Source organism: Longispora sp. NPDC051575 (assembly GCF_040681875.1).
In the GTDB taxonomy this organism is placed as follows: domain Bacteria; phylum Actinomycetota; class Actinomycetes; order Mycobacteriales; family Micromonosporaceae; genus Longispora.
The window spans coordinates 26,074-45,721 of record NZ_JBFAZP010000022.1; the positions used below are offsets into that span (position 1 = coordinate 26,074).

The 19,648-nt window shown below is 71.7% G+C and carries 25 protein-coding genes; 5 read left to right on the plus strand and 20 right to left on the minus strand.

Annotation, left to right across the window (positions count from 1 at the left end):
- Positions 1-182: 182 nt before the first annotated feature.
- The 6 genes from AB0M43_RS38020 to AB0M43_RS38045 all read right to left on the minus strand — a co-directional run bounded on the left by AB0M43_RS38020 (position 183) and on the right by AB0M43_RS38045 (position 2,838).
- Positions 183-374 (minus strand): DUF397 domain-containing protein, encoded by a 192-nt coding sequence (locus tag AB0M43_RS38020; protein WP_363732396.1) that lies wholly within the window; start codon positions 372-374, stop codon positions 183-185.
- Positions 371-1,192, minus strand: coding sequence for a helix-turn-helix transcriptional regulator (locus AB0M43_RS38025; protein ID WP_363732398.1), 822 nt, complete (start codon positions 1,190-1,192; stop codon positions 371-373). Before AB0M43_RS38025 ends, AB0M43_RS38020 begins: the two co-directional genes overlap by 4 nt.
- A gap of 62 nt (positions 1,193-1,254) precedes the next feature.
- Entirely contained in the window at positions 1,255-1,719 is a 465-nt protein-coding gene (locus AB0M43_RS38030) for a nucleoside deaminase (RefSeq protein ID WP_363732400.1), read from the minus strand.
- Positions 1,697-2,200: a tRNA adenosine deaminase-associated protein gene (locus AB0M43_RS38035; protein WP_363732402.1), complete on the minus strand. Its 504-nt coding sequence runs from the start codon at positions 2,198-2,200 to the stop codon at positions 1,697-1,699. Before AB0M43_RS38035 ends, AB0M43_RS38030 begins: the two co-directional genes overlap by 23 nt.
- A 79-nt stretch (positions 2,201-2,279) precedes the next feature.
- Positions 2,280-2,441 (minus strand): hypothetical protein, encoded by a 162-nt coding sequence (locus tag AB0M43_RS38040; protein WP_363732404.1) that lies wholly within the window; start codon positions 2,439-2,441, stop codon positions 2,280-2,282.
- A gap of 85 nt (positions 2,442-2,526) precedes the next feature.
- On the minus strand, positions 2,527-2,838 hold the full coding sequence (locus tag AB0M43_RS38045; RefSeq protein ID WP_363732446.1) for a hypothetical protein: 312 nt from the start codon (positions 2,836-2,838) through the stop codon (positions 2,527-2,529).
- A gap of 170 nt (positions 2,839-3,008) precedes the next feature.
- Between AB0M43_RS38045 and AB0M43_RS38050 the strand changes: the two genes are divergently transcribed.
- Together AB0M43_RS38050 and AB0M43_RS38055 are read left to right on the plus strand one after the other, a co-directional pair.
- Entirely contained in the window at positions 3,009-3,866 is an 858-nt protein-coding gene (locus tag AB0M43_RS38050) for a prephenate dehydrogenase/arogenate dehydrogenase family protein (RefSeq protein WP_363732406.1), read from the plus strand.
- A 69-nt stretch (positions 3,867-3,935) separates the two neighbouring features.
- Positions 3,936-5,600 (plus strand): DUF885 domain-containing protein, encoded by a 1,665-nt coding sequence (locus AB0M43_RS38055; protein WP_363732409.1) that lies wholly within the window; start codon positions 3,936-3,938, stop codon positions 5,598-5,600.
- 125 nt (positions 5,601-5,725) lie between these two features.
- On the opposite strand, the gene AB0M43_RS38060 is transcribed toward AB0M43_RS38055, so the two are convergent.
- From AB0M43_RS38060 to AB0M43_RS38105, 10 genes are all read right to left on the minus strand, one after another.
- Entirely contained in the window at positions 5,726-7,246 is a 1,521-nt protein-coding gene (locus AB0M43_RS38060; protein WP_363732411.1) for a DUF6114 domain-containing protein, read from the minus strand.
- 91 nt (positions 7,247-7,337) lie between these two features.
- On the minus strand, positions 7,338-7,955 hold the full coding sequence (locus tag AB0M43_RS38065) for a DUF6230 family protein (RefSeq protein ID WP_363732413.1): 618 nt from the start codon (positions 7,953-7,955) through the stop codon (positions 7,338-7,340).
- A 313-nt stretch (positions 7,956-8,268) separates the two neighbouring features.
- Positions 8,269-9,372, minus strand: a complete 1,104-nt coding sequence (locus tag AB0M43_RS38070; RefSeq protein ID WP_363732415.1) for a C45 family peptidase — start codon at positions 9,370-9,372, stop codon at positions 8,269-8,271.
- Between the two features lie 128 nt (positions 9,373-9,500).
- A complete protein-coding gene (locus AB0M43_RS38075; protein ID WP_363732417.1) occupies positions 9,501-10,268 on the minus strand; it encodes a hypothetical protein in 768 nt (255 codons plus the stop codon).
- Positions 10,258-10,794 (minus strand): SigE family RNA polymerase sigma factor, encoded by a 537-nt coding sequence (locus AB0M43_RS38080; protein WP_363732419.1) that lies wholly within the window; start codon positions 10,792-10,794, stop codon positions 10,258-10,260. The genes AB0M43_RS38075 and AB0M43_RS38080 overlap by 11 nt, the downstream gene beginning before the upstream one ends.
- Before the next feature lie 43 nt (positions 10,795-10,837).
- Positions 10,838-11,215, minus strand: a complete 378-nt coding sequence (speD, locus tag AB0M43_RS38085) for an adenosylmethionine decarboxylase (RefSeq protein WP_363732422.1) — start codon at positions 11,213-11,215, stop codon at positions 10,838-10,840.
- Between the two features lie 102 nt (positions 11,216-11,317).
- Positions 11,318-11,593, minus strand: a complete 276-nt coding sequence (locus AB0M43_RS38090; protein WP_363732424.1) for a phosphopantetheine-binding protein — start codon at positions 11,591-11,593, stop codon at positions 11,318-11,320.
- A complete protein-coding gene (locus AB0M43_RS38095; protein WP_363732427.1) occupies positions 11,590-12,618 on the minus strand; it encodes an HAD-IIIC family phosphatase in 1,029 nt (342 codons plus the stop codon). Before AB0M43_RS38095 ends, AB0M43_RS38090 begins: the two co-directional genes overlap by 4 nt.
- Positions 12,615-13,073: a GNAT family N-acetyltransferase gene (locus tag AB0M43_RS38100; RefSeq protein ID WP_363732430.1), complete on the minus strand. Its 459-nt coding sequence runs from the start codon at positions 13,071-13,073 to the stop codon at positions 12,615-12,617. The genes AB0M43_RS38095 and AB0M43_RS38100 overlap by 4 nt, the downstream gene beginning before the upstream one ends.
- A gap of 5 nt (positions 13,074-13,078) precedes the next feature.
- The gene (locus AB0M43_RS38105) at positions 13,079-14,251 is read right to left on the minus strand and encodes a bis-aminopropyl spermidine synthase family protein (RefSeq protein WP_363732432.1); all 1,173 of its coding nucleotides are present in this window, start codon (positions 14,249-14,251) and stop codon (positions 13,079-13,081) included.
- A gap of 257 nt (positions 14,252-14,508) precedes the next feature.
- On the opposite strand from AB0M43_RS38105, the gene AB0M43_RS38110 reads away from it, so the two are divergent.
- Positions 14,509-14,694 (plus strand): DUF3073 domain-containing protein, encoded by a 186-nt coding sequence (locus tag AB0M43_RS38110; RefSeq protein WP_363732434.1) that lies wholly within the window; start codon positions 14,509-14,511, stop codon positions 14,692-14,694.
- Between the two features lie 282 nt (positions 14,695-14,976).
- Here the strand turns inward: AB0M43_RS38110 and AB0M43_RS38115 are convergent, their stop codons facing one another.
- The gene (locus AB0M43_RS38115) at positions 14,977-15,177 is read right to left on the minus strand and encodes a hypothetical protein (protein ID WP_363732436.1); all 201 of its coding nucleotides are present in this window, start codon (positions 15,175-15,177) and stop codon (positions 14,977-14,979) included.
- A gap of 246 nt (positions 15,178-15,423) precedes the next feature.
- A complete protein-coding gene (locus tag AB0M43_RS38120) occupies positions 15,424-16,404 on the minus strand; it encodes a GPP34 family phosphoprotein (RefSeq protein ID WP_363732438.1) in 981 nt (326 codons plus the stop codon).
- 222 nt (positions 16,405-16,626) lie between these two features.
- On the opposite strand from AB0M43_RS38120, the gene AB0M43_RS38125 reads away from it, so the two are divergent.
- Together AB0M43_RS38125 and AB0M43_RS38130 are read left to right on the plus strand one after the other, a co-directional pair.
- On the plus strand, positions 16,627-17,172 hold the full coding sequence (locus tag AB0M43_RS38125; RefSeq protein WP_363732439.1) for a Pycsar system effector family protein: 546 nt from the start codon (positions 16,627-16,629) through the stop codon (positions 17,170-17,172).
- Positions 17,173-17,205: 33 nt separating this feature from the next.
- Complete coding sequence (locus tag AB0M43_RS38130; RefSeq protein ID WP_363732441.1) at positions 17,206-17,934, plus strand: Crp/Fnr family transcriptional regulator; 729 nt, start codon at positions 17,206-17,208, stop codon at positions 17,932-17,934.
- Here the strand turns inward: AB0M43_RS38130 and AB0M43_RS38135 are convergent.
- Both AB0M43_RS38135 and AB0M43_RS38140 read right to left on the minus strand, forming a co-directional pair.
- Complete coding sequence (locus AB0M43_RS38135; RefSeq protein ID WP_363732443.1) at positions 17,931-19,313, minus strand: DUF4407 domain-containing protein; 1,383 nt, start codon at positions 19,311-19,313, stop codon at positions 17,931-17,933. The genes AB0M43_RS38130 and AB0M43_RS38135 overlap by 4 nt on opposite strands.
- Positions 19,306-19,648 (minus strand): hypothetical protein (locus AB0M43_RS38140; RefSeq protein WP_363732445.1); only part of this gene is annotated, 343 nt, incomplete at its 5' end. The genes AB0M43_RS38135 and AB0M43_RS38140, both read right to left, overlap by 8 nt.

The following is a 19,648-nucleotide window of genomic DNA, read 5'->3' on the forward strand; positions in this document are numbered from 1 at the left end:
CGTCTTCCCCCACACCGCGCCGGAGCACAGAGGCTCCCGGAGGCCCCGGTCCACCCGGATACACCGCCCCAGGAAGCCGTCCGACGCACCCAGCCAACTCCACAGCCCTCAGAAGCCCCGACCCCGGACACGCCGAGAGCCGGCACCCCACGGACACCGGCTCCCAGGGCCAAGACGGTCACCTAGCGGTCGAAGCTGCCCCGCTTGGCCGCCGCCACGAAACTGACCCACGCACGGGCCTCGAACGCCAGCACCGGACCCCGTCCCCGCTGCTTGGTGTCGCGCACGCCGACGACGCCCCGGCCCGTTCCCACTTCTACGCAGTTGGCACCGCCGTCGCTCCGGAGGCTCTTCCGCCAATTGCTGATAATCATCTCTTCGCTTCCGCTGACTGAAGAATGAACTCCCGCGAATCCTCGATATTCAGGGCCGCGTCCCGCAGCCGATCATAGGCGTGTCGATAGGACGGCAACTTGTCAGCATCAATTGGCTGGGGGCCAATTGCCATCGTGTCGATCAAACCGATCTCGTCGCCGCCGGGGAGCCGGTACAGGGCGAATGTGTTCTGCGGTAAAAGGAAATCGTCGATCACGCGGTTGAGCAGCAGGACCCGCACGGTGACCCGGGGCAGGTCGGACGCGAGGTGCCGGAGTTGCTGGGCCATCACGGCGGGCGGGCAGGACGGGCGGAGGAGGACGACCTCGTCGAGGATGACCTCGAAGTCGATGGAGCCGATCACCTTCTGCCGGCCGAGGCGGACGGCGAGGTTGGCGTCGGTGGCGATCTGGTCGCTGTCGCCGAGCTCGGAGCGGATCCGGTACCGGGCGTAGTCCTCGGTCTGGAGGAGGCCGGGCACGATGGCGCCACTGTAGGCGTTGATCGCGGTGACGCCGCTCTCCAGTTCGGCGTAGGTGCGCTGGCCCGGTTTGGAGCCCCGGTGTTCTCGCCACCAGCCCTCGACGGAGAGGTCCTGCGCCTGGTCGAGGAGGTTGCCGTATTCGGGCTCCCTGATCCCGTACAGGTCCAGCAGGGGGCGCACGCGGTCCACACTGGGGCGGGTCTCGGCCGTCTCCAGTCGGTGCAGCCGCACATAGGACCAGCCGATCTCGCCGCCGACCTGCTCCAGGGTCAGGTCCCGTTCCTCACGGAGCCGCCGGAGCGCCTCACCGAACCGAGCCCGCCGGACATCCATCGAGTTTCCCTTTCGGGCCGCCGAAGTCACCCGTCTATCTTGTCCGGCCACGCACAGCGGCGCTAGCGGCGGTTTGTCTGGAACCAGTCGCGGAGGGCGTCGGCGCACTCGGTTTCGCACACGCCGGCGTACACCTCGGGGCGGTGGTTGAGGCGCTGGTCGCGGACGACGTCCCACAGTGAACCGACGGCGCCGGTCTTGGGTTCCCAGGCGCCGAAGACGACCGTGGAGATCCGGGCGAGGACGAGGGCGCCCGCGCACATGGTGCACGGCTCCAGGGTCACGGCGAGGGTGCAGCCGTCGAGCCGCCAGGTGCCGAGGACGGCGGCGGCGGCGCGCAGGGCGTTGATCTCGGCATGGCCGGTCGGGTCGCCGGTCTGTTCGCGGGTGTTGAAGCCGGTGGCGAGTTCACGGCCGGCGGCGTCGTAGACGACGGCGCCGACCGGGACGTCCAGCGGGTCCGCGGTGCCGGCTACGGCCAGCGCCCGCCGGACCCACGCCTCGTTAGCGGAGCTCCTCGACGTCATCCGCGCAGCCGAGCGTCTCGCAGATCCTCGCCGTCACCTCGGACGGCAGCATGCCCTCCTGGGCGCAGAGCTTGAGCAGGGCCACGGAGGGGATGCCCAGATCGGCGAGCAGGTCCGCGTCGCCGACCGGGTTGCTGTCCGGGTCGGCGGCGGGGCGCTCGTCCTCTTCCTCGTCTTCGTCCTCGTCGTCGAGGTCCGGCAGCCGCTCGGGCTCCAGGTCCCCGAGGAGGGCGGCCCCGAGGGCGGTCTCCTCGGCGTACTCGGCGTCGGAGCCGAAGACGCGCAGGTCATTGTCCTCGTCGATCCGCACGACGACGAGATACTCGTCCTCGGCTTCGACGAACAGTAGGGAGAGCTCTCCGTCGGCCACGTCCCGGAGCCGGTCGCCGGCTTCCTCGACGTCCCGGACCCCACGCAGCTCGAGCTCCGAGACGGTCCATCCGGAGCCATCCCGTACGACTGCTACAGCAAAGTGCGACACGATCCCCCCGGCCAAGTCGTCAACTTGCCGGAGCGTACCTGGCCGGCAGTCGTGCCAACAAGCGGCGCGCGCGCTGGGGCTACGTGGCCCAGCGGCGGCGTAGTGCGATGAGCTCCCGGAGGCGCTCGGAGCGGGCTCGACGCGGCTGCATCCTGTCCCGCAGCGCCTTCACGTCGGCGAGCTCGGCGAGGAGCTGCAACCGGCGGCGACGGCGATCGGGTTCAAGTCGCTCGAGCCTCATCGACATGTTCTTACCGTGCCGAACCCACGGGAGGTCCGTCAAGCTCGACATGCAAATTGGGCATAGACCAATACGTTGAGTAAGGCTACCAGAGCAGCCAGTTGCCGCCGACCCAGTAGGTGGTGAGGACCACACCGAGGGCCGCGAGCGCGAAACCGGCGGCGAGCGCGATACCGACCGCCACGCCGCGATCTCCGCGCAGGGCCAGCAATCCGGCCGCGAGGGACGCCAGGGTGCCGGCGAGCAGGGTCAGCCACGCGTAGCCCACCGCGCCGCCCCAGACGAAGGCGAACAGCATGAACCACGCCGCCGTCGCGCCGGCCCCGGCCGCCAGGGCCGGCAGGCGGACCGGGTTCGGCTCCCGGAACTGCGGCCGGCCGGGCCGGGGATAGGGCATCACACCGTCGAGCCTAGCCCACCGGGGCCACCCTGAGCTGCTCGATCGGGCGGGCGCGCCGGGTCCACTGAGGAGCTCGAACCCATGCGGGGGGTACGCGGGTCGCGTACCCGGAAAAAGGTGTTGAAGGGGTGAAAGGGCTCGGGGGGTGGGGCGTTTAGGCTGTGGCCATGCGGATCGCGGTACTCGGACTCGGCCTCATCGGCGGATCGCTCCTCCGGGCGCTCACGGCGGCCGGGCACCAGGTGACCGGCTACGACGCGGACCCGGTCACCCGGCAGCTCGCCGGCGCGGCGGGTTCGGTGCGCGAGGCCGTGCGCGGCACCGACGTGGTGTTCCTCGCCGTGCCGCTGCCCGTGCTGCCCGAACTCCTCGGCGACCTCGACGGGTACCCCGGACTGATCACCGACGTGACCTCCGTGAAGGGGCCGGTGGCCGCGCTGATGGCCGGCCGGCGGTTCGTCGGCGGGCACCCGATGGCCGGCAAGGAGCACTCCGGCTTCGGCTCCTCCGACCCGCTGCTGTTCCGCGACCAGCCCTGGGTGCTGTGCCTGGACCCCGACACCGACCTCGCCGACTGGCAGGCCATGGCGGAGCTGCTCGGCGGCCTGCGCGCCCGGATCATCCCCGCCACCAGCGCCGAGCACGACGCGGCCGTCGCCCGGATCAGCCACGTACCGCACCTCGTCGCCTCGGCCATCGCCGCCTCCGCCGCCGAACCGGGGGTGCTGGCGCTGGCCGCCGGCTCGTTCCGGGACGGCACGCGGGTCGCGTCCACCGCGCCGGCCCTCGTCGCCGCCATGTGCTCGGGCAACGCCACCGCCGTGCGGCCCGTGCTCGACGAGCTGATCGCCGCGCTCACCGAGGCCAGGGACGCGCTGGACGACCGGGCGGTGCTGACCGGGTGGCTCGGGCGGGGGCACGAGGTGCGCAGGAGGTGGCCGCTGCGGGCGACCCCCGCGGGGGAGGTGCCGACGGACCGGGAGGGGCTGCTCGACCTCGGGCGGCAGGGGCATTCGGTCACCTGAAGCGGGGTCGCTCCGGCACGGGGAAAACCGGCCCCGGGGCGCCGTGGACGTGCCGTAGGGTCTCTGCGCATGGGAAACATCGACGACATCGCCAACCGGTACGTCGACGAGTGGGCACCGTTGGAGCCCCTCGGCGCGTCCGGCGTCGGCATCGCAGGCTACGACGACAAGATGTCCGACCTGAGTCCGGCAGGGCTCGACGCCCTCACGGAACTCAACCGTCGGACCCTCGCGGCCCTCCTCGCGGCCACCCCCGACGACGAGCACCAGCGCGTCGCCCAGGAGGCCATGGTCGAGCGGCTCGGGCTCTCGGTCGAACTGGACGAGATCCGGTACCGGTCCCGGATCAACGTGATCGCCAGCCCCCTGCACGAGGTGCGCGGCTCGTTCGACCAGATGCCCACGGACACCGCCGAGGCCGTGGCGAACATCGCCACCCGGCTGGCACTCGTGCCGGGCGCGCTCGCCGGGTACAAGGAGACGCTGCTCCTCGACGCGCGCGACGGCTACGCCGGGGCGCGGGCCCAGATGGAGAAGGTCGCCGCGCAGTGCGACACCTGGACCGACCCGGACGGCGACGACTTCTACCCGGGCCTGGTCCGCCGGCTCGACGCCACCGGGGAGCTCCGCGAACGGCTCGACGCCGGGGCGGCCGCCGCCAACGCCGCCACCGTCGACTTCGCCCGCTTCCTCCGCGAGGAGCTCGCCCCGCTGGGCCAGGAGCGCGAGGCGGCCGGCCGGGAGCTGTACCAGCTGTGTTCGCGGTACTTCCTCGGTGCGACCGTCGACCTCGACGAGACGTACGCGTGGGGCTTCGAGGAGGTCGCCCGGCTGCGCGCCGACATGCTCGTCACCGCCGACCTGATCGTGCCCGGCGGCACCGTCGAACAGGCCGCCGCCGCGCTCGACACCGACCCGGCCCGCCAGATCGGCTCCAAGGAGGAGTTCCGGGACTGGATGCAGGCCGTCGCCGACAAGTCCGTCGCGGACCTCGCCGACACCCACTTCGACATCCCCGAGCCCGTCCGGCGGATGGAGTGCATGATCGCGCCGACCAGCGACGGCGGCATCTACTACACCGGCCCCAGCGAGGACTTCAGCCGGCCCGGCCGGATGTGGTGGGCCGTGCCGGCGGGCGTCACGTCGTTCGCCACCTGGCGGGAGGTCACCACGGTCTTCCACGAGGGGGTACCGGGGCACCACCTCCAGGTCGCGCAGACCGCGTACCGCAGCGAGGTCCTCAACCGGTGGCAGCGGGTGCTCTCCTGGTGCTCCGGCCACGGCGAGGGCTGGGCCCTGTACGCCGAGCGCCTCATGGGCGAACTCGGCTACCTCGACGACGCCGGCGACCGGCTCGGCATGCTCGACGCGCAGCTGTTCCGCGCCGCCCGGGTGGTCGTGGACATCGGCCTGCACCTGGAGCTGGAGATCCCGGCGGGGGTCGGCTGGGACCAGTACGCGGGGCGGACGTGGACGCCGGAGATCGCGTACGAGTTCCTGCGCGCGAACTGCATGATGCAGGACGAGTTCCTGCGGTTCGAGCTGGACCGGTACCTCGGGTGGCCGGGGCAGGCGCCGTCGTACAAGGTGGGCGAGCGGATCTGGTTGCAGGCGCGGGCGGACGCCGAGGCGCGCAAGGGTGCCGACTTCGACCTGAAGGAGTTCCACCGGGCGGCCCTGGACCTGGGTTCGCTGGGGCTGGACCCGTTGCGGGCGGCACTGGCCCGGATCTGACGCGGACGCCGCCGGGCCCGGGCTCGGCGGCCTCGCTGCGCCCGGGCACGGCGGCCTACGGCCGCTGGACGTGACGAAGGGAGGGCACCCGGGCGGGGTGCCCTCCCTTCGCGTCGTCGGCGCGCCTACACCTCGGTGAGGCGCAGGTCGTCCGCCTGGAGGCGGTCGCACTTCAGGTACACCAGCTCGATCTCCGCGCTGGTGAAGATCGGGTCAGCGATCTGCAGCGGCGGCGGCGAGTCCGGGGTGAACGTCAGCGGGATGATGCCGAACAGCCACCCGTGGAACCGGCTGGTGTAGAACTCGACGTCGCCGCTGATCGTGAGCTGCGTCGACTTCTGGTTCACGCTTCTGCCGTTGCCCTTGTCGGGGCTGGTCATCTCGAACGGCGTCGACTGGGCCTTGGTCATCGTGAACTTCAGTACCCGGATCGAGCCGCCCTCCTTGGTCTTGAGGGTCTTGACCCCGTCGTAGTGCATGCCCCACATCTGCTGCTTGGCGGCACGCATGTCCGAGAACTTCGCCGACGGGACCGGGTCGCCGGCCGCCGCGGCCAGCTGCCGGTGGCACATGGGGCTGCCGGTCGGGGTCGGGGTCGCCTTCGCCGGGGCGGCGGCGACCCTGCGCGGGGCCGAGGAGTCCGACTCGCGCTTGAGGTCGAACGGCCACCACCACGGCTTGGTGGGTTCCGGCGACACCCCCGGGGCGGGGGCCGTGGCGGTCGGGGTCGGCGCGGGCTGACCGCTCTTCGTGGGTTCCGGCTTCGCCGTCGGCCCGGGGGCCGGCTGACCGGACTTGGTGGGCTGGCCGGCCGGCGGCTGCCCCGGGGCGGTCTGACCCGGGGCGCACGGGATGGCACCGGACGGCGGCGCGGCCTGGACGGGGCTGTCCATGCCCATGGCCATCAGGCCGGTGGCCGCCACGGACACGGCGAGGATCGCCACGCCCATGGCCTGCCGGGACCGCGCACCGGACCGGGCGTCCTCCGGAACGACGACGGCGGGGGCGTCGGTGTTCTGACGGTGCCGGGGCTGGTGCGGCCGGATACCGGGGGCCGCACCGGAGTCGTGCTGCCCGGCGTGACCGGGACCGGGCTGGCCAGGCTGTCCGGCGTGACCGGGGTGTTCGGATGCCGGCTCCGCCGCAGGCTCGTCCTGCCCCGCTGCCCGGGGCTCACCGTCCTCCTCGGGCAGATCGGCGTCCGGCTCCCCGAACCCCGGCAGGATCGCCGTCGAGTAGTCCCCGTCGTCGGGCACCCGGGCGGCCGGCGGTGCGCCCCCCGCCGGGGTGACCGGCGTCCACGCGAACCCCAACGAACCACCGACGAGCGCCAGCAGGGTACCGACGACGAAGCCGCCGAAGTTGGTGAACGGGAACGCCGCCAGCCCCGCCACGATCGTGATGACGCTGTAGAAGACGCGCTGCGCCGGCTGGAACCACATCATCACGCCGCACAGCGCGATCAGGGAGCCGAGGATGACGCCGCCGAGCGCGCCCATCCCGGCGCGGATGATCGTGCCGATGGTCGTCCACGGCAGCCAGATGAGCAACGAGCCGGAGAGCAGGGCGAGCAGGCCGCCCCAGAACGGACGGCCGCGCCGCCAGGTCCCGAAGGACCGCCAAACCTGACCCAGGTTGGTGGACACGCGTGCCTCCTGCTTTTCCTAACCAGTAAAGGGGGATGTCGCGTGACGGGGCCCGCCGAGTGCTCCGGCGGGCCCGGTCAGCTTTTACTGCCTAGAAGCAGGGCTTGTTGCCCATCAGGACCTCGAGGTGCATGCCCTTGAGCCGGAAGGTGCCGGCGTTGGTCGCCCACGCGACCTGCTTGACGTTGGTGATGGTGGCCCGGCTGGCCTGCTGGCCGAAGCCGCCGACCATGCCCGCGCCGGCACCCTTGGTCATCGTGGAGGCGTCGACGCCGATCTCGATGTTCTCGAAGACCGCGTCGCCGGTCAGGGAGGTCATGTCGAGGAACAGGTTCTCGGCCGTGACCGGGCCGCTGCCCGCGCCGCCGGCGTGGATCTGCATCGTGACGGTGCCGATCGGGGTCGGGGTGACGACCGACTGACAGAGGTTCTTGACGGTGGCGGACTTGGCCGCGGCGACCGCGACCACGTGGACCTTCGACGGGTCCTTGTCGGCGCCGACCTCTTTGTCGATGCTGCCGTACTGCGCGAAGCCGTCGACGACCATCTCGTCGGCGGAGATCTGGAACTGCTGACCGGAGACCGCGAACGAGGCGGCGATGGCCCCGTTGCTCATCCCCATCACCATGACAGCGGCGGCGGCGGTGGCGGGGACCATCGCGATGGCGAACTTACGCCACCGGGTACGACCAACCAGTGTTTCCTTCACAATTCCTCCTCGGGCGGCGCCGCCGTCCGCACGGGGGGCGCGGACGGGCGCGGGGTGTGGTCTCCTGCGGGGGTGATGAGGGTCACCCACTCCAGTGGTGCAGATGCTGCCGCGATCCACGTCACAGGACAACCCCTGTGGCTACCCGCCAGTAACACTCTCGGGTAACCTGTCGCTCGACCGGCTTTGCGCTCGGTAGTCAACGGCGTGGATATTCCGCCGAAACACGGATGAAACACCGCGCGAACGCTCTCGATCGACTCACTGTCCGCGACGGGAACCTACAAGTTACGGTTAGGTAACAACTTCGGTTCTAGAAGCCGGAATCCGGACGAGCACTCCCGAATACATCGCTCAGATCGATGGTCTGGTATGGGTTCTCGCACGGCGGGCCGCTCGTGACCAGCATCCGGCGCTCGTCGAGGTCCATCACCACCGAGCTCGCGGTCAACGACCACAGCTCCTGCGGGTCCTCGTGATTGACGTGCCGGCAGATCGCGTGCGGGAACCCGAGGTGGTCCTGCAACGCCGCCATCACGTCCTTGTCGGTCACCCGGCGCTCGGCCGCGGCGGTCTCCAGGACCTGGCGGAGGCGGAAGTCCCGGAACAGCGAGGAGCCGCCGCCGAGGTCGTAGAACCGGTCCCGGACGTCGATGCCGGAGACGAAGTGGTTGGCGTGGGTCAGGATGCCGGCCTGGGGCAGGACCCGACCGGTCAGGCCCGGGGTCAGTTCCAGGTCCACGGCGGTGCCGCCAGCCACCCCCACCAGCAGGTTGATCGACGCGCTGCGCGGCAGCGAGCACACCCCGAGCGAGCCCGCGATGCCGTGCCGGGCGTCCAGGACCGCGCGGATCAGCACGTGGTACGGCACGCCGCCCGGGGCGCCGTCGCGGTCGCTGGTCAGCAGGTTGACGCCCACCCCGACGCCGTGCGAGTTCAGGCCGGCCTTGGCGAGCATGCCGGCCTCGGCGAGCGCGAGCACCTCGTGGCCGCGTTCGTCGCGGGTGGCCAGGACCAGGGTGAAGGGGCTCTGGGACGGGTACCAGTCCCAGTTCTGGCCGAGCAGGGTGTGCCCGGAGGCGGTGTGCTCGGGCAGGACGGCCACGCCCGTGCACTCGGTGATCGGCGGGACCATCAGCTCGGTCCGCGCGTTGAGGGCGTAGATGTCGCCCACCGGCAGGCCGGAGCCCTCGGCGACCCCGTCGAGCATGGCCGCGATCCGGGGGGTGTGCCGGTGCGTCGTCGCCCGGAACTCCTCGCCCAGCCGGGTCACCTCGGCCGGGTCGTGCCCGCCCGTGTCCTGGAACTTCACCAGGTAGTCGGCGAAGTTGCCGGCGATCAGCTCCGCGGCCTGGCGGCCGTAGCTGACCCCGATCTCCGTGGGGGTGCCTTCGGCGATGATCAGGGGCAGCGTCATGCCCCGAGGCTAGCGAGGCGGCGACGCGTTAGCCAGGAGGATTCCGCCCCGGGAAGGGTGCCCCTGACCACGAACAGATCAAGGACACCCCTTTTCCTGGTACGAGGCGCCGCGCGCTCAGCCCGGGGTCACCGTCCGGGCGGCGTCGACGGGAACGGCCCCTGCGGGGTCGGCGTCGGCTGGAAGGGGCTCGACGGGGTCGGGGTCGGGTGCTGGGGCTGCCCGGACGGGGTCGGCGTCGGGTGGGTGGCGCCGCCCGACGGGCTCGGCGGGGCCGGCGTCGCGGGGCCCACGGGGCTGGGTGTCGGGTGGGTCGTGGCGCCGCCCGGGCTCGGCGGGGCGGGGGTCGCACCCGGCGTGCAGGACGGGTCGACCGGCGACGGCAGGGGGTACCCGTCCGGGCCGGTGCTCGGGACCGGGGCCTGCGAGGCACCGTCCAGGAACGTGCTCCCGGGCGACGGGGTCGGCCAGTTCGGCGGCGGGGTCGACGGGCCGGCGGACGTCGTGGGGAACGGCGAGGTGCTCGGCTTGTGCGACGGGGGCGGGGTCGGGTCCGGCGACGCCGGCGCGGACGTCGGATAGGGGGTGCCGAACGGCGACGGCTGCGGGGTCGGCCAGGAGGAGGTGGCCGGGCTGGGCCCGCAACCCCCGGGGCCGCCCCCGGCGGGGCTGACCACGGTGTCGCCGCCCCCGAAACTGAACGCCGCGGCCGCGGTCGCCGCGAGTACCAGCGGGGCGACCCCCGCCACCGCCACGATCCCGACGGTGCGCCGCCGGGCGGCCGCGCGGACGGCGCCGACCCGGTGCGGGGACAGTTCGAGCCGGGCCTCGTCGTGGATGCCGGTCAGGGCCCGACGCAGCAGCAGGTCGTCCTGGGTACGGAACTCATCGGGCATGGGGGGATGCCTCCTCGGATTCGCGGAGCTGGGTGGCCAGGGCGGCCCGGCCTCGGTACAACCACGTCTTGACGGCCCCTTCGCGGGCCCCGCACATGTCGGCGATCTGGGCGACCGACATGTCCGCCAGGTAGTGCAGGACGACCGCGCGGCGCTGGTTCGCCGGCAGGGTGGCCAGGGCGGCCATCAGCGCGACCCGGTCGGGGGCGGGGCCCTCGACGGTGCGCGGCCGGTCCAGCCGGGCGTACCGGCGGGCGATGATCATGCGGCGGATCCGGCTGGTGGCCAGGTTCCAGGCGACGCGGCGGACCCAGCCGACGGGTTCCTCGTACCGGCTGATCCGTCCCCATCGGACCCAGGCCCGGCAGAACGCCTCCTGTACCACGTCCTGCGCCTCGGCCATGTCGCCCAGGTACACGTACAGCTGGGCGGCCAGGTCGGAGAAGTTGGCCCCGTAGAACTCCACGAAGCCCGGTTCCAACGAGCTGGTCGCCAGTGTCCCGTCCCGGGCGTAGGTCATCATCATGGTCAGAACACGCGCGGGCGGGCCGGAAGGTCACACCCGGGTTCTACTGGACGTCGCGCAGCACCCTGGTGATGTTGATCCGGGTGATGTCCAGCGCGGTGCGCAGGTGCTCGATGATCCGCTCGCCGTTCAGCCGGCCGCAGGTCAACAGATCGAAATTCGCCGACTGGTACTCCGGCCAGGTGTGCACGCTCAGGTGCGACTGCGACAGCACCAGCACCCCGGTGACCGCGCCGTTCGGGAAGCGGTGCACCGACTCGCCCAGCACCTGGGCGTGCCCGGCCTCGGCGGCGTCGCGCATCAGCGCCATCAGGCCCGCGTCGTCGGTGAGCAGGGCGGTGTCCTTCAGCCACACGTCCACGGCGTAGGAACACATCTCATCCGCTTCGCCGTGCTCGCCCGGCAGCGGTGCCTCGCTCATCTGGGAACCCTTCGATGGACGGCCTGCCACGACCGGCGCACCGCTCCGCCCAGTGTACAGACGACTACAGGCAGGTCAGGGGCTCGAACCGGGCACCGTGTGCTATACGGCGGCAGCCCGGATGAACGCGCACAACGAGCCGATCGAGCGCAGGGAGTCCAGCGCCCAGTCCTCGGCGGCGACGTCCACGCCGTACCGGGCCCTGACGAGTTCGAGCAGGCGGACGCCGTTGAGGGAGCCCAGGCCCAGGCCGCCGTCGAAGAGCGGGGTGTCGAGCGGGAACGCCGAGACGTCGAGGTCGAGGACCTCGGTGAGGGCCGCGCGGACGCCCGTTTCGACGTCGTCGGGGGCGGCCTGGGCGCCGGTGTCTTCGGTCATTCCTTCTCCTCCAGGGTCAGGTGGGCCACCGGGGGGATCTCGGTGAGGTCGCGGCGGAGGAGCAGCGCCCCGCCGGCGGTCGGCCCCTCGCCGGGGACCGCCTCGAAGCCGACCCGGCGGAGCAGCATCCGGAGTTCCAGGTTCGCCAGGTCCGTGCGGATCTCGACCAGTAGTTCGCGCGCCCCGTCGGCGCGGGCCCGGTCGACCAGCCAGCCGAGCAGCGCCACCGGTACCTCCCGGCCGGCCGCGCGGCACGACACCATGAACAGCCGGAGCCGCCAGGACGGGCCGCGCTGGACGAGCGCGGTGCTGATCTGGCCGTACTCGCCGAACCGGTCCGCCAGCCGGGCCACCGGCACGAACCAGTCCGGGTCGTCGACCAGCGCCGACAGTTGGTCCGCGGACCACTGTTCCCCGGTCGTGTTGAAACGGTGGGTGCGCGCGACCAGTTCCGCGATCCTCGGCACGTCCGCCGGGGAGGCCCCGCTGACCGTGAGTACCATGCCGCAGGAGCGGAGGAACTCGTCCCGGGAACCGGCGAAGTCCTGCTCGGCGGCGAGCCGGCGCTGCTCCTCCCGGTACCGGTCGGGTCGCCTGCGCGCCTCGTCGGTCGTCGCCTCGGGGAACAGATCCTCGAACCGTTCGCGCAGCTCCTCCGGGGACAGCACCAGCACCCCGGGCAGTAGCGCCGCCACCTCGGCCCGCTCGAACGGGTTGTCGTCCACGAACGCCACCGCGTCCACCGCGATGCCGAGCGCCGCCGCGATCCGCCCGATGGCCTCGCTCTTGTCCCCCCAGCCGAGCTGCGGGGCGACGAACCGGTCGGCCAGGTCCGGGTGCGCGGCGAGCGCCGCCGCGAGGGTCGGGTCGGTGCGGCTGGCCACGCTGTTCACGACGCCGCGGGCCTCCAGGGCGGCCAGCGCGGCGAGTACCCAGGGAAAAGGGGTGGGAAGTTGGTTCTCCGGTCCTTCGATCGCGACCCCGGGCCAGACCGTGCCGTCGAGGTCCCAGACCACGCACTTCACGGTTCGATCTTCCTGCGGAGCGTGAGGTGTACGGGCTCGAAGTCGAACTTGCGGTACAGCACCCGCATGCCCTGGTTGCCCATGTACACCTTGCCGACGATCTCCCCGGCACCCTTGGCCTTCGCGAACTCCAGCCCGTGGGCCAGCAGCGACTCGCCGACCGCCTCGCTGTCCGGGCCCGGGGAGACGGCCAGGGACCGGAAGTTGATGTAGCGGTCCTCGGTGAGGAAGTTGGTGTTCACGGCCAGCCACATCCAGCCGATCACCTGGTCCGCGCCGTCTACGGCCACGACCATGCCCTCGGCGTCGCGGGTCAGCCCCTTGCGCAGCTTGCCCCGGTGCACCTCGGGGTCGACCACGGCGTCCGCGCCGAAGGACACCTCCGCGATCACGATCTCGTAGGCCACCAGGGCGTCGAGGTCTGATTCCGTCGCCTGGCGGAGTGTGTGCGCCATTCAGGTCACCTGTCCCGGATCAGTTGCAGGGGCCGGAAGCGGTCCCCGCCGCACTCCCGGCACGTGGCCTCCTTGAGGGCCGCGATGGTGGGCCACTCGGCGTCCTTGCCGACCGCGTACCGGGTGGCGCACTTGTTGCACACGTACTCCCGGGAGGCGCTGCGCTGGTCGGCCGTGTACAGCGGGCCGGCGTGCGCGCTGGTGATCAGCGGCGCGGTCTCGGCGGTCGTCGACAGGTACTGCAGGTGGCTGACGCCCGCGATGACGCCCGCCCCCAGGTACTCGTTGAAGTTGCGGTGCATCGCCTGCACCGTCAGCCCCAGCTCCGTGATCACCCGCTGCACCTGGAGCGTGTTCGACGGCCCCTTCGGCCCGAACGAGAACACCACCGACCGGCCCGGCCCCGGGACCAGCGCCTCCACGGCCCGGGACAGGAACAACCCCGCCCCCTCCGTCGTGTACGGCGGATCCGTCAACGCCAGGTCGAAGCCCTGCCGGAGCGCCTCCGGCAGCGGTTCGCGCAGATCGTGCTCGACCAGCTCGGCCGCGACCCCCAGCTCGGCCAGACACGCCCGGGTGTACTCCAGGATCTCCGGCGAGATGTCCACCACCGCGAGCCGCCCCACGAGCGGCCGGTCGATGGCCGCCCCCACCGCCGCGATCGCCACCGCCATCAGGTCGTCATCGCCCACGCAGAGCGCGGCGCGCGACGGCAGCAGCCCGTACCGCATGAGCAGCAGGACCCGGCGCACCTTCGTCTCGACGGTCGCGAACGACTGGTCCAGCGTCAGGTCGACCCCCGGCGCGCCTTCCATGATCTTGGCGAGCTGGACGAGGATCGGGTCGAAGTCCGCCGGGATCTCCACCGAGTGCCCGTCGCAGCACTGGCAGGTCGCCGCCACGCTCAGGTCGATCGGCAGGCTCTCCAGCAGGGTGCGGCCCTCGTCGGTGAGCCGGCTCGGCCGGTCCTTCGTCACGACACCCCGGGTGCGCAGCTCGTTGTTGATCGCCGCGATCACGGGCAGCGGCAGGCCGACGTGCCTGCTCACGGCCTTGGTGGACGCCGGCTCCAGCTCCCGGATGGCACGCAGCACCCGCTCGACCCCGGATTCACCCTCCTGGAGGCCGACCGCCTCGGCCACTTCGGTGAGCAGGCCGGCGAGGTCGCCGTTGATCATGCGTTGTCCTTTGTTCCGGCGGCCGTTCCGGCGAGCGGGACAAGTCTACCGTTCGGCCAGGCCACACCCGCCCGGCCGGGCGGCGCGAACCCGACCACCGGTGCCCGATCCCGACATCTGGACCGCCCGGAAAGTGACCGGCAGGGTGAGTTCTGCACGTGGCCGAAGCGCTGTACTGTGGTCCGCACGAGTGATACCTGACGTCTTCGGGGCCCGCCTGTTGAGGGCCGCCCCGATTGTGTGCGAGGGGAGCGGCCATGGGGCGCGGCCGTGCGAAGGCCAAGCAGGCGAAGGTGGCTCGGGAGTTGAAGTATTCCTCCCCCACTACGGACTTCGACCAGCTTCAACGCGAGCTTGCCGGCGGAGGGTCGCTGCCGGCGGGACAACGCGACGACGTCGACGAGGACGACGACCCGTGGACACCACGGTTCTCCCGGCTCTGACCGTCTGAGGCTGGCACTTTTCACCGGTAGGTCCCGGGGCTGACGCTCCGGGGCTTTTCGGGCTTCCCACGACCGGGGGTTACCGTCCGGCCGTGGTCGGCTTATCCCGGCACTTCGCGTGTCTGGGGCCAGGGGTGTCTTCGTCGTGCGCGTCGGTCTCAGGCGTGTGTGCCGGTCTCAGGCGTGCGCTTCGGCGGGGCTGAAGCCGGCGGTCTGGGGTTCGGGCGCGCCAGCTTCAGGCGGCCTGGGGTTCGGGCGCGTCGGCTTCAGGCGTCCGGCGGCTCAGGCGTCGACGATCGGGCGCGGCGCGCTGGTGGCCCAGTCCGGGTCGGCCGGGGCCACGGCGTTCTTGACGTTGCACGCCGGGCAGTCGTAGCGGACCCGGTAGGTGACCTCGGCGCCGGTGACGCGTTCGATGGGGCCGAGCAGCCGGATCCGGTGGCCGCCGTTGCGGGGGCAGACGGGCGCGTTCTTGCTGGCCATGGGTCGCTCCCCTGCTGACGGAGGCACGTGACGGGTACGGGGCGCGCCCGCCGGGACGGGCCGAATCCTACCCTTGCGCCCGGGTCGGCCTCGAACGGCGGCCGCCGGCACGCGGCATCCCGGCGTCGACGTTCCCGGCTCGACGCGTGTCCTGATCCCCGACTCGTCTCCAACTCCCCGACTCACTGGGTGTCCGGCTCACGGGCGCGGCGGGGATGCGTGAGCCGGGTTCAGCGGATGTCCGGCTCACAGGCGGGGTAACAGCGCGATCTTGACGATCGCCGTGTCCACCGCCGCCGTGAGCACCCGCGCCTCCGGCCCGAGCCCGGCCGACAACCGGATGAGCCGGCGGCGCGCGTCGGCGGCCCTGAGCCCGAGCGGGATGGTCCGGTACCCGTCGAGGAGGTTCACCAGCGCCGCGAGCATCGCCGTCTGCACGTCCGGCGGCGTCCGCTCGTCGAGCAGGTGCCTGCCCAGGTTCACGGTCGGCGACCGGCCGATCCCGGCGGCGGTCGGCGGGCACCGGACCTCCGGGCGGAGCAGGTAGCTGAGGCCCCGTTCGCGGGTGATCAGGCCGTCGGCGGCGAGCCGCTGGCCGACGAGGCGCGCGGACTCCCCCTTGAACACGGTCACCCACCGCCACGGTTCGGGGTGTGGCTCCTGGCTCAGCGAGGACATGGACCGCAGGAAGTGGTCGGCGACCAGGTCCTCCGCCTGGGCCTCCCGGGGCGTGAGCCGGCCCTCCTCGACCGTGAGACGACCCTCCAACCACAACTCGGCGAGTACGGCGCCGACGAGGCCGATGCCGAGGAGCTCCGCCCCGATCAGCGGCCGGCCGTGCCGGGGATGGTGCACGAGGAGGAACAGTTCGTCGGCGAGCCGGAGCCGACCGGTGTCCCGGGGCGGCGGCTGCGGACGCTCGGGCGGCGGCGGCGCCTCCTCCGGGGTCCGGCCCCCTTCCGCCTGGCGCGCGGCGATCCACAGTTCGCGGAACACCTGCGCGTCCCCGCACAGCTGCGCGACGACTGTCAGCAACTGTTCGAGCCGGGGCAGCCGGGGGCCGACGAGTACCTTGTGGACCGTGTTGTGGCTGATGACCCCGCGACCGCAGGCGGCCGCGATCGTGCGCGTGCTCGGCTCGCCCGCGCGGAGATGGAGATCCCGCAGCGCGGCGAAGAGCGCCTGCGACTGCTCGGATGCGGGCTGATCAAGCGGTGTGGCCGGCATGGCACCTCGACCCGATGTTCTCCGGCGTTCAGACTTGTCACTGATTCACGTATGTAATCACGTTGCTGTCATCGTTGGCGAGCTGAGTGTCACGTGTCTGTCGCTGTTAGCACTCTTTCCGGTCACCGGCGGGCCTGTCGTCCTTGCGACGCGGTACTGCGGGCCGTGCCGCACCGTGTTCTACTGACCACAGGTAAGACGCACGCTCGAAGGAGCTCGCCTGTGTCGTCCCGTCGACCGCCGGCCGTGTACCCAACAGCACCCGAACCTGTCGACTTCGCGTGGCGCGTGCACGGCACGCAGGAGTCGTGGACAGCGAAAGCTGACGTCAAGGCGTCGATCATGCTCGCGTTCGAGGGCGCGCTGCTGTTCTTCGTCCTGTCCGGACAGACCTGGCCCGCACCGGGCGTGCCCCGGGCGCCGTGGCTGCCCCTCGCGGAGGGCTGCGTCGCCGCGCTCCTCCTGGTCGCGGTCGTCGCCACCACCTCGGCGATCCTGCCCCTGACGGGCACCCAGCGGGAACTGGCCCGCGAACGCCGCCGGAACCTCATCTACTTCGGCCACGTGCGCCTGTGGTCACCCGCCGAGCTGTCCGCCCGGCTCGGCACGCTCACCCCGGCCGAGGAACTGCGGATGGTGAGCCGGCAGGTGGTCGTGATGAGCCGGCTGAACTGGTGGAAGCACCGCTGCCTCCAGGTCTCCGTCGCGCTGACCGTTTCCTCGCTCGTCATCCTGACCACCGTCGCCGGCGCCCACACCCTGGGCTGAGACCCGCACCTGTTCACTCACCCAGGGAGGGACATGGACAACACCTGGCCGGCCCGGTCGGCCCGGCCGGACCCGGCGGCACGCTGGCGGCCCCGGAGCCTGCTGCGCCGCCTCGACGACCGCACCCGCGACGCCCTGCTGGAACTCGGGATCGCCCGGTCGTACGGGGACGGCGACATCCTGATGTTGGAGGGCTCGGCCGGCGGCCTGGCGGTACTCATCGAGACCGGGTTCGTGAAGGTGACCGTCTCCAACGGGGACAGCTCGGCCCTGTTGGCGGTGCGCGCCCCGGGCGACCTGGTCGGCGAGCTGGCCGTGATCAGCGGCGGGACCCGCAACGCGACCCTCACCGCCTGCGGCTCGGTCACCGCCCGGGTGGTACCCCGCGACACGTTCCTGGCGTTCATGGGCCAGCACCCCGCGGTGTTCGGCCTCCTGACGTCCATCGTCGGCGACCGGCTCGCGTTCTCCAACCGGCGGCGCGCCGAGTTCGGCACGCACACCGTGTTCACCCGGCTGGCCGTCGTCATCCACGACCTCGGGACCACCTGCGGGGAACCCACCGCCGACGGCGGCATCCACGTGCACATCCCGATCAGCCAGAGCGAACTGGCGAGCATGGTCGGAGCCTCCGACGCGTCGGTGTCCAACGCGTTGCGGAGGCTCCGCATCCAGGGGCTGCTCGAGACGCGGTACCGGGGGCTGAAGATCCTGGACCCGGCCGGCCTGCTGGCCGCGTGTTCAGCCCCCGACGTCCCCTAGGGTCCCGCGTGCTGGCCGCCGCGCAACCGGGCGGCCAGCGCGTCGATCTCGGCGTCGATCTCCTGCTCCCGCCGCGAGCTGGCCGTGCGGTCGTCCTCCTCGATCTGGGCGACCTTGCCGCGCTGGTCCTGCTCCATCCGCCGGATCTCGTCCTGCCAGGTACCGGAGTCCCGGTGCTCGCGCATCGTCAGGTACGTGTCGTGCAGGCGCTGGCCGGTGTCGACCTGGCGGCTGACCAGCCGGTCGTACTTCGACACCCCGGACATCAGCTTGGCGAGTACGGGCATGGCGTCGATGGCCACGAGGAGCAGCCGGACCATCCACTCCGCCACGTGCACGAAGGCGCTCTCGTCCGCGAGCCTGCCCAGCGCGGCGCCCTCGTCCAGGAGCCCGATCATGCCCTGGTCGTCGCGCTTCGCCTGCACCTTCGCCGTGATCTGGGTGCCGACCTCGGCGCTGTACCGCTGACCGATGGTGCTCTTCTCCGCCTCCAACGTGCGGAGCTTCTCGTTGAGCGCCGCCAGGTCCGACTGGTGCTTGCCCAGCTGGCTGTCCCGGAGGAACCGGTCCGCGATCTCCCGGTTGCGCTGGCACTCCGGCCCGTCCCCGGCGAGGCCCGTGGTCAGCGGACCGGCCGTGCCGGCGCACTCCGCCTGGGCCAGCTTCTCCTTCTCCCCCCACTCCTTGTTGAGCCGGTCGACCTCGGTACGCAGCTTGTCCCGCTGGTCCTGGGTGGCGGCGAGCTCGGCGCTCTTCGCGTTCGGGGTGTCCTTGATCGTCAGGTGCAGGTCGGCGCACTGGTCCGCGGCGGGTACCTCGCCGGTGACCGGGTTGCAGAGCTTGAGCTGGCTCTCGTACACGTCGAGCTCGTGTTTGCGGGTGTCCTGCACCTCCTTGGTGATCGAGGGCTGGAACACCCACAGGAGCATGGGCTCCGCGATCGCCGCGCCGATCAGCACGGAGATCACCAGCCGGGGGATCAGTACCCGGATCTTGGCCGTGGCGCTCAGGAAGCCGTGCGTGCTCGCGACCATCCAGCTGTCGAGGCACAGGATCAGGAAGCCCCAGAGCAGGGCCGGCGGGATCAGCAGGATCCACCACGTGTCGACGACCTTGTTCAGCGCCATGAACAGCGACAGCGCGGCCATCACCCCGGTGTTCAGCACGATCGCGCCGAGCCGGGTGTAGCCGGGCCGGTGCTCCGGGACCCAGTCCAGCACGTCCTCGCGGATGCCGACGATCCGGCGGAACAGCTGGCCGACACCCCGGTCCGAGAACGTGGGCCGGTACGTGCCGGCGAGCATGCCGTCCGGCGTGGGCTCCGGCGAGACGTGCGGCAGCCGGATGGTGTCGGGATCCCGGAACAGGGTCTCAGTCATCGTCTTCCTCCCGCAGCGGCGCGTCCTGCTCGTCGTCGTCGTCGGTCTCCGAGTCGAGGGCGTTGTCGGCCGAGCCCTCGATGGGCAGCGCGGCGGGCAGACCGGAACCCTTGACCTCCAGGTACGGAACGCCCGACACCTCCGCGATCAGCCGCTCCACGTTCAGGTTCAGCATGTCCGTGTGCCCGTGCTTGGCCAGTTCCTTGAGCATCTCCAGGTTCATCTCCAGCTGCCGGGACCGGTCCTGGCGCGCCTTGTCCCCGTCCTCGCGGTCGTACAGCTGGGCCTGGATCCGGTCCTCCCGGTCCTCCTTCTCGCGCCGCCGCTGGTCCGCG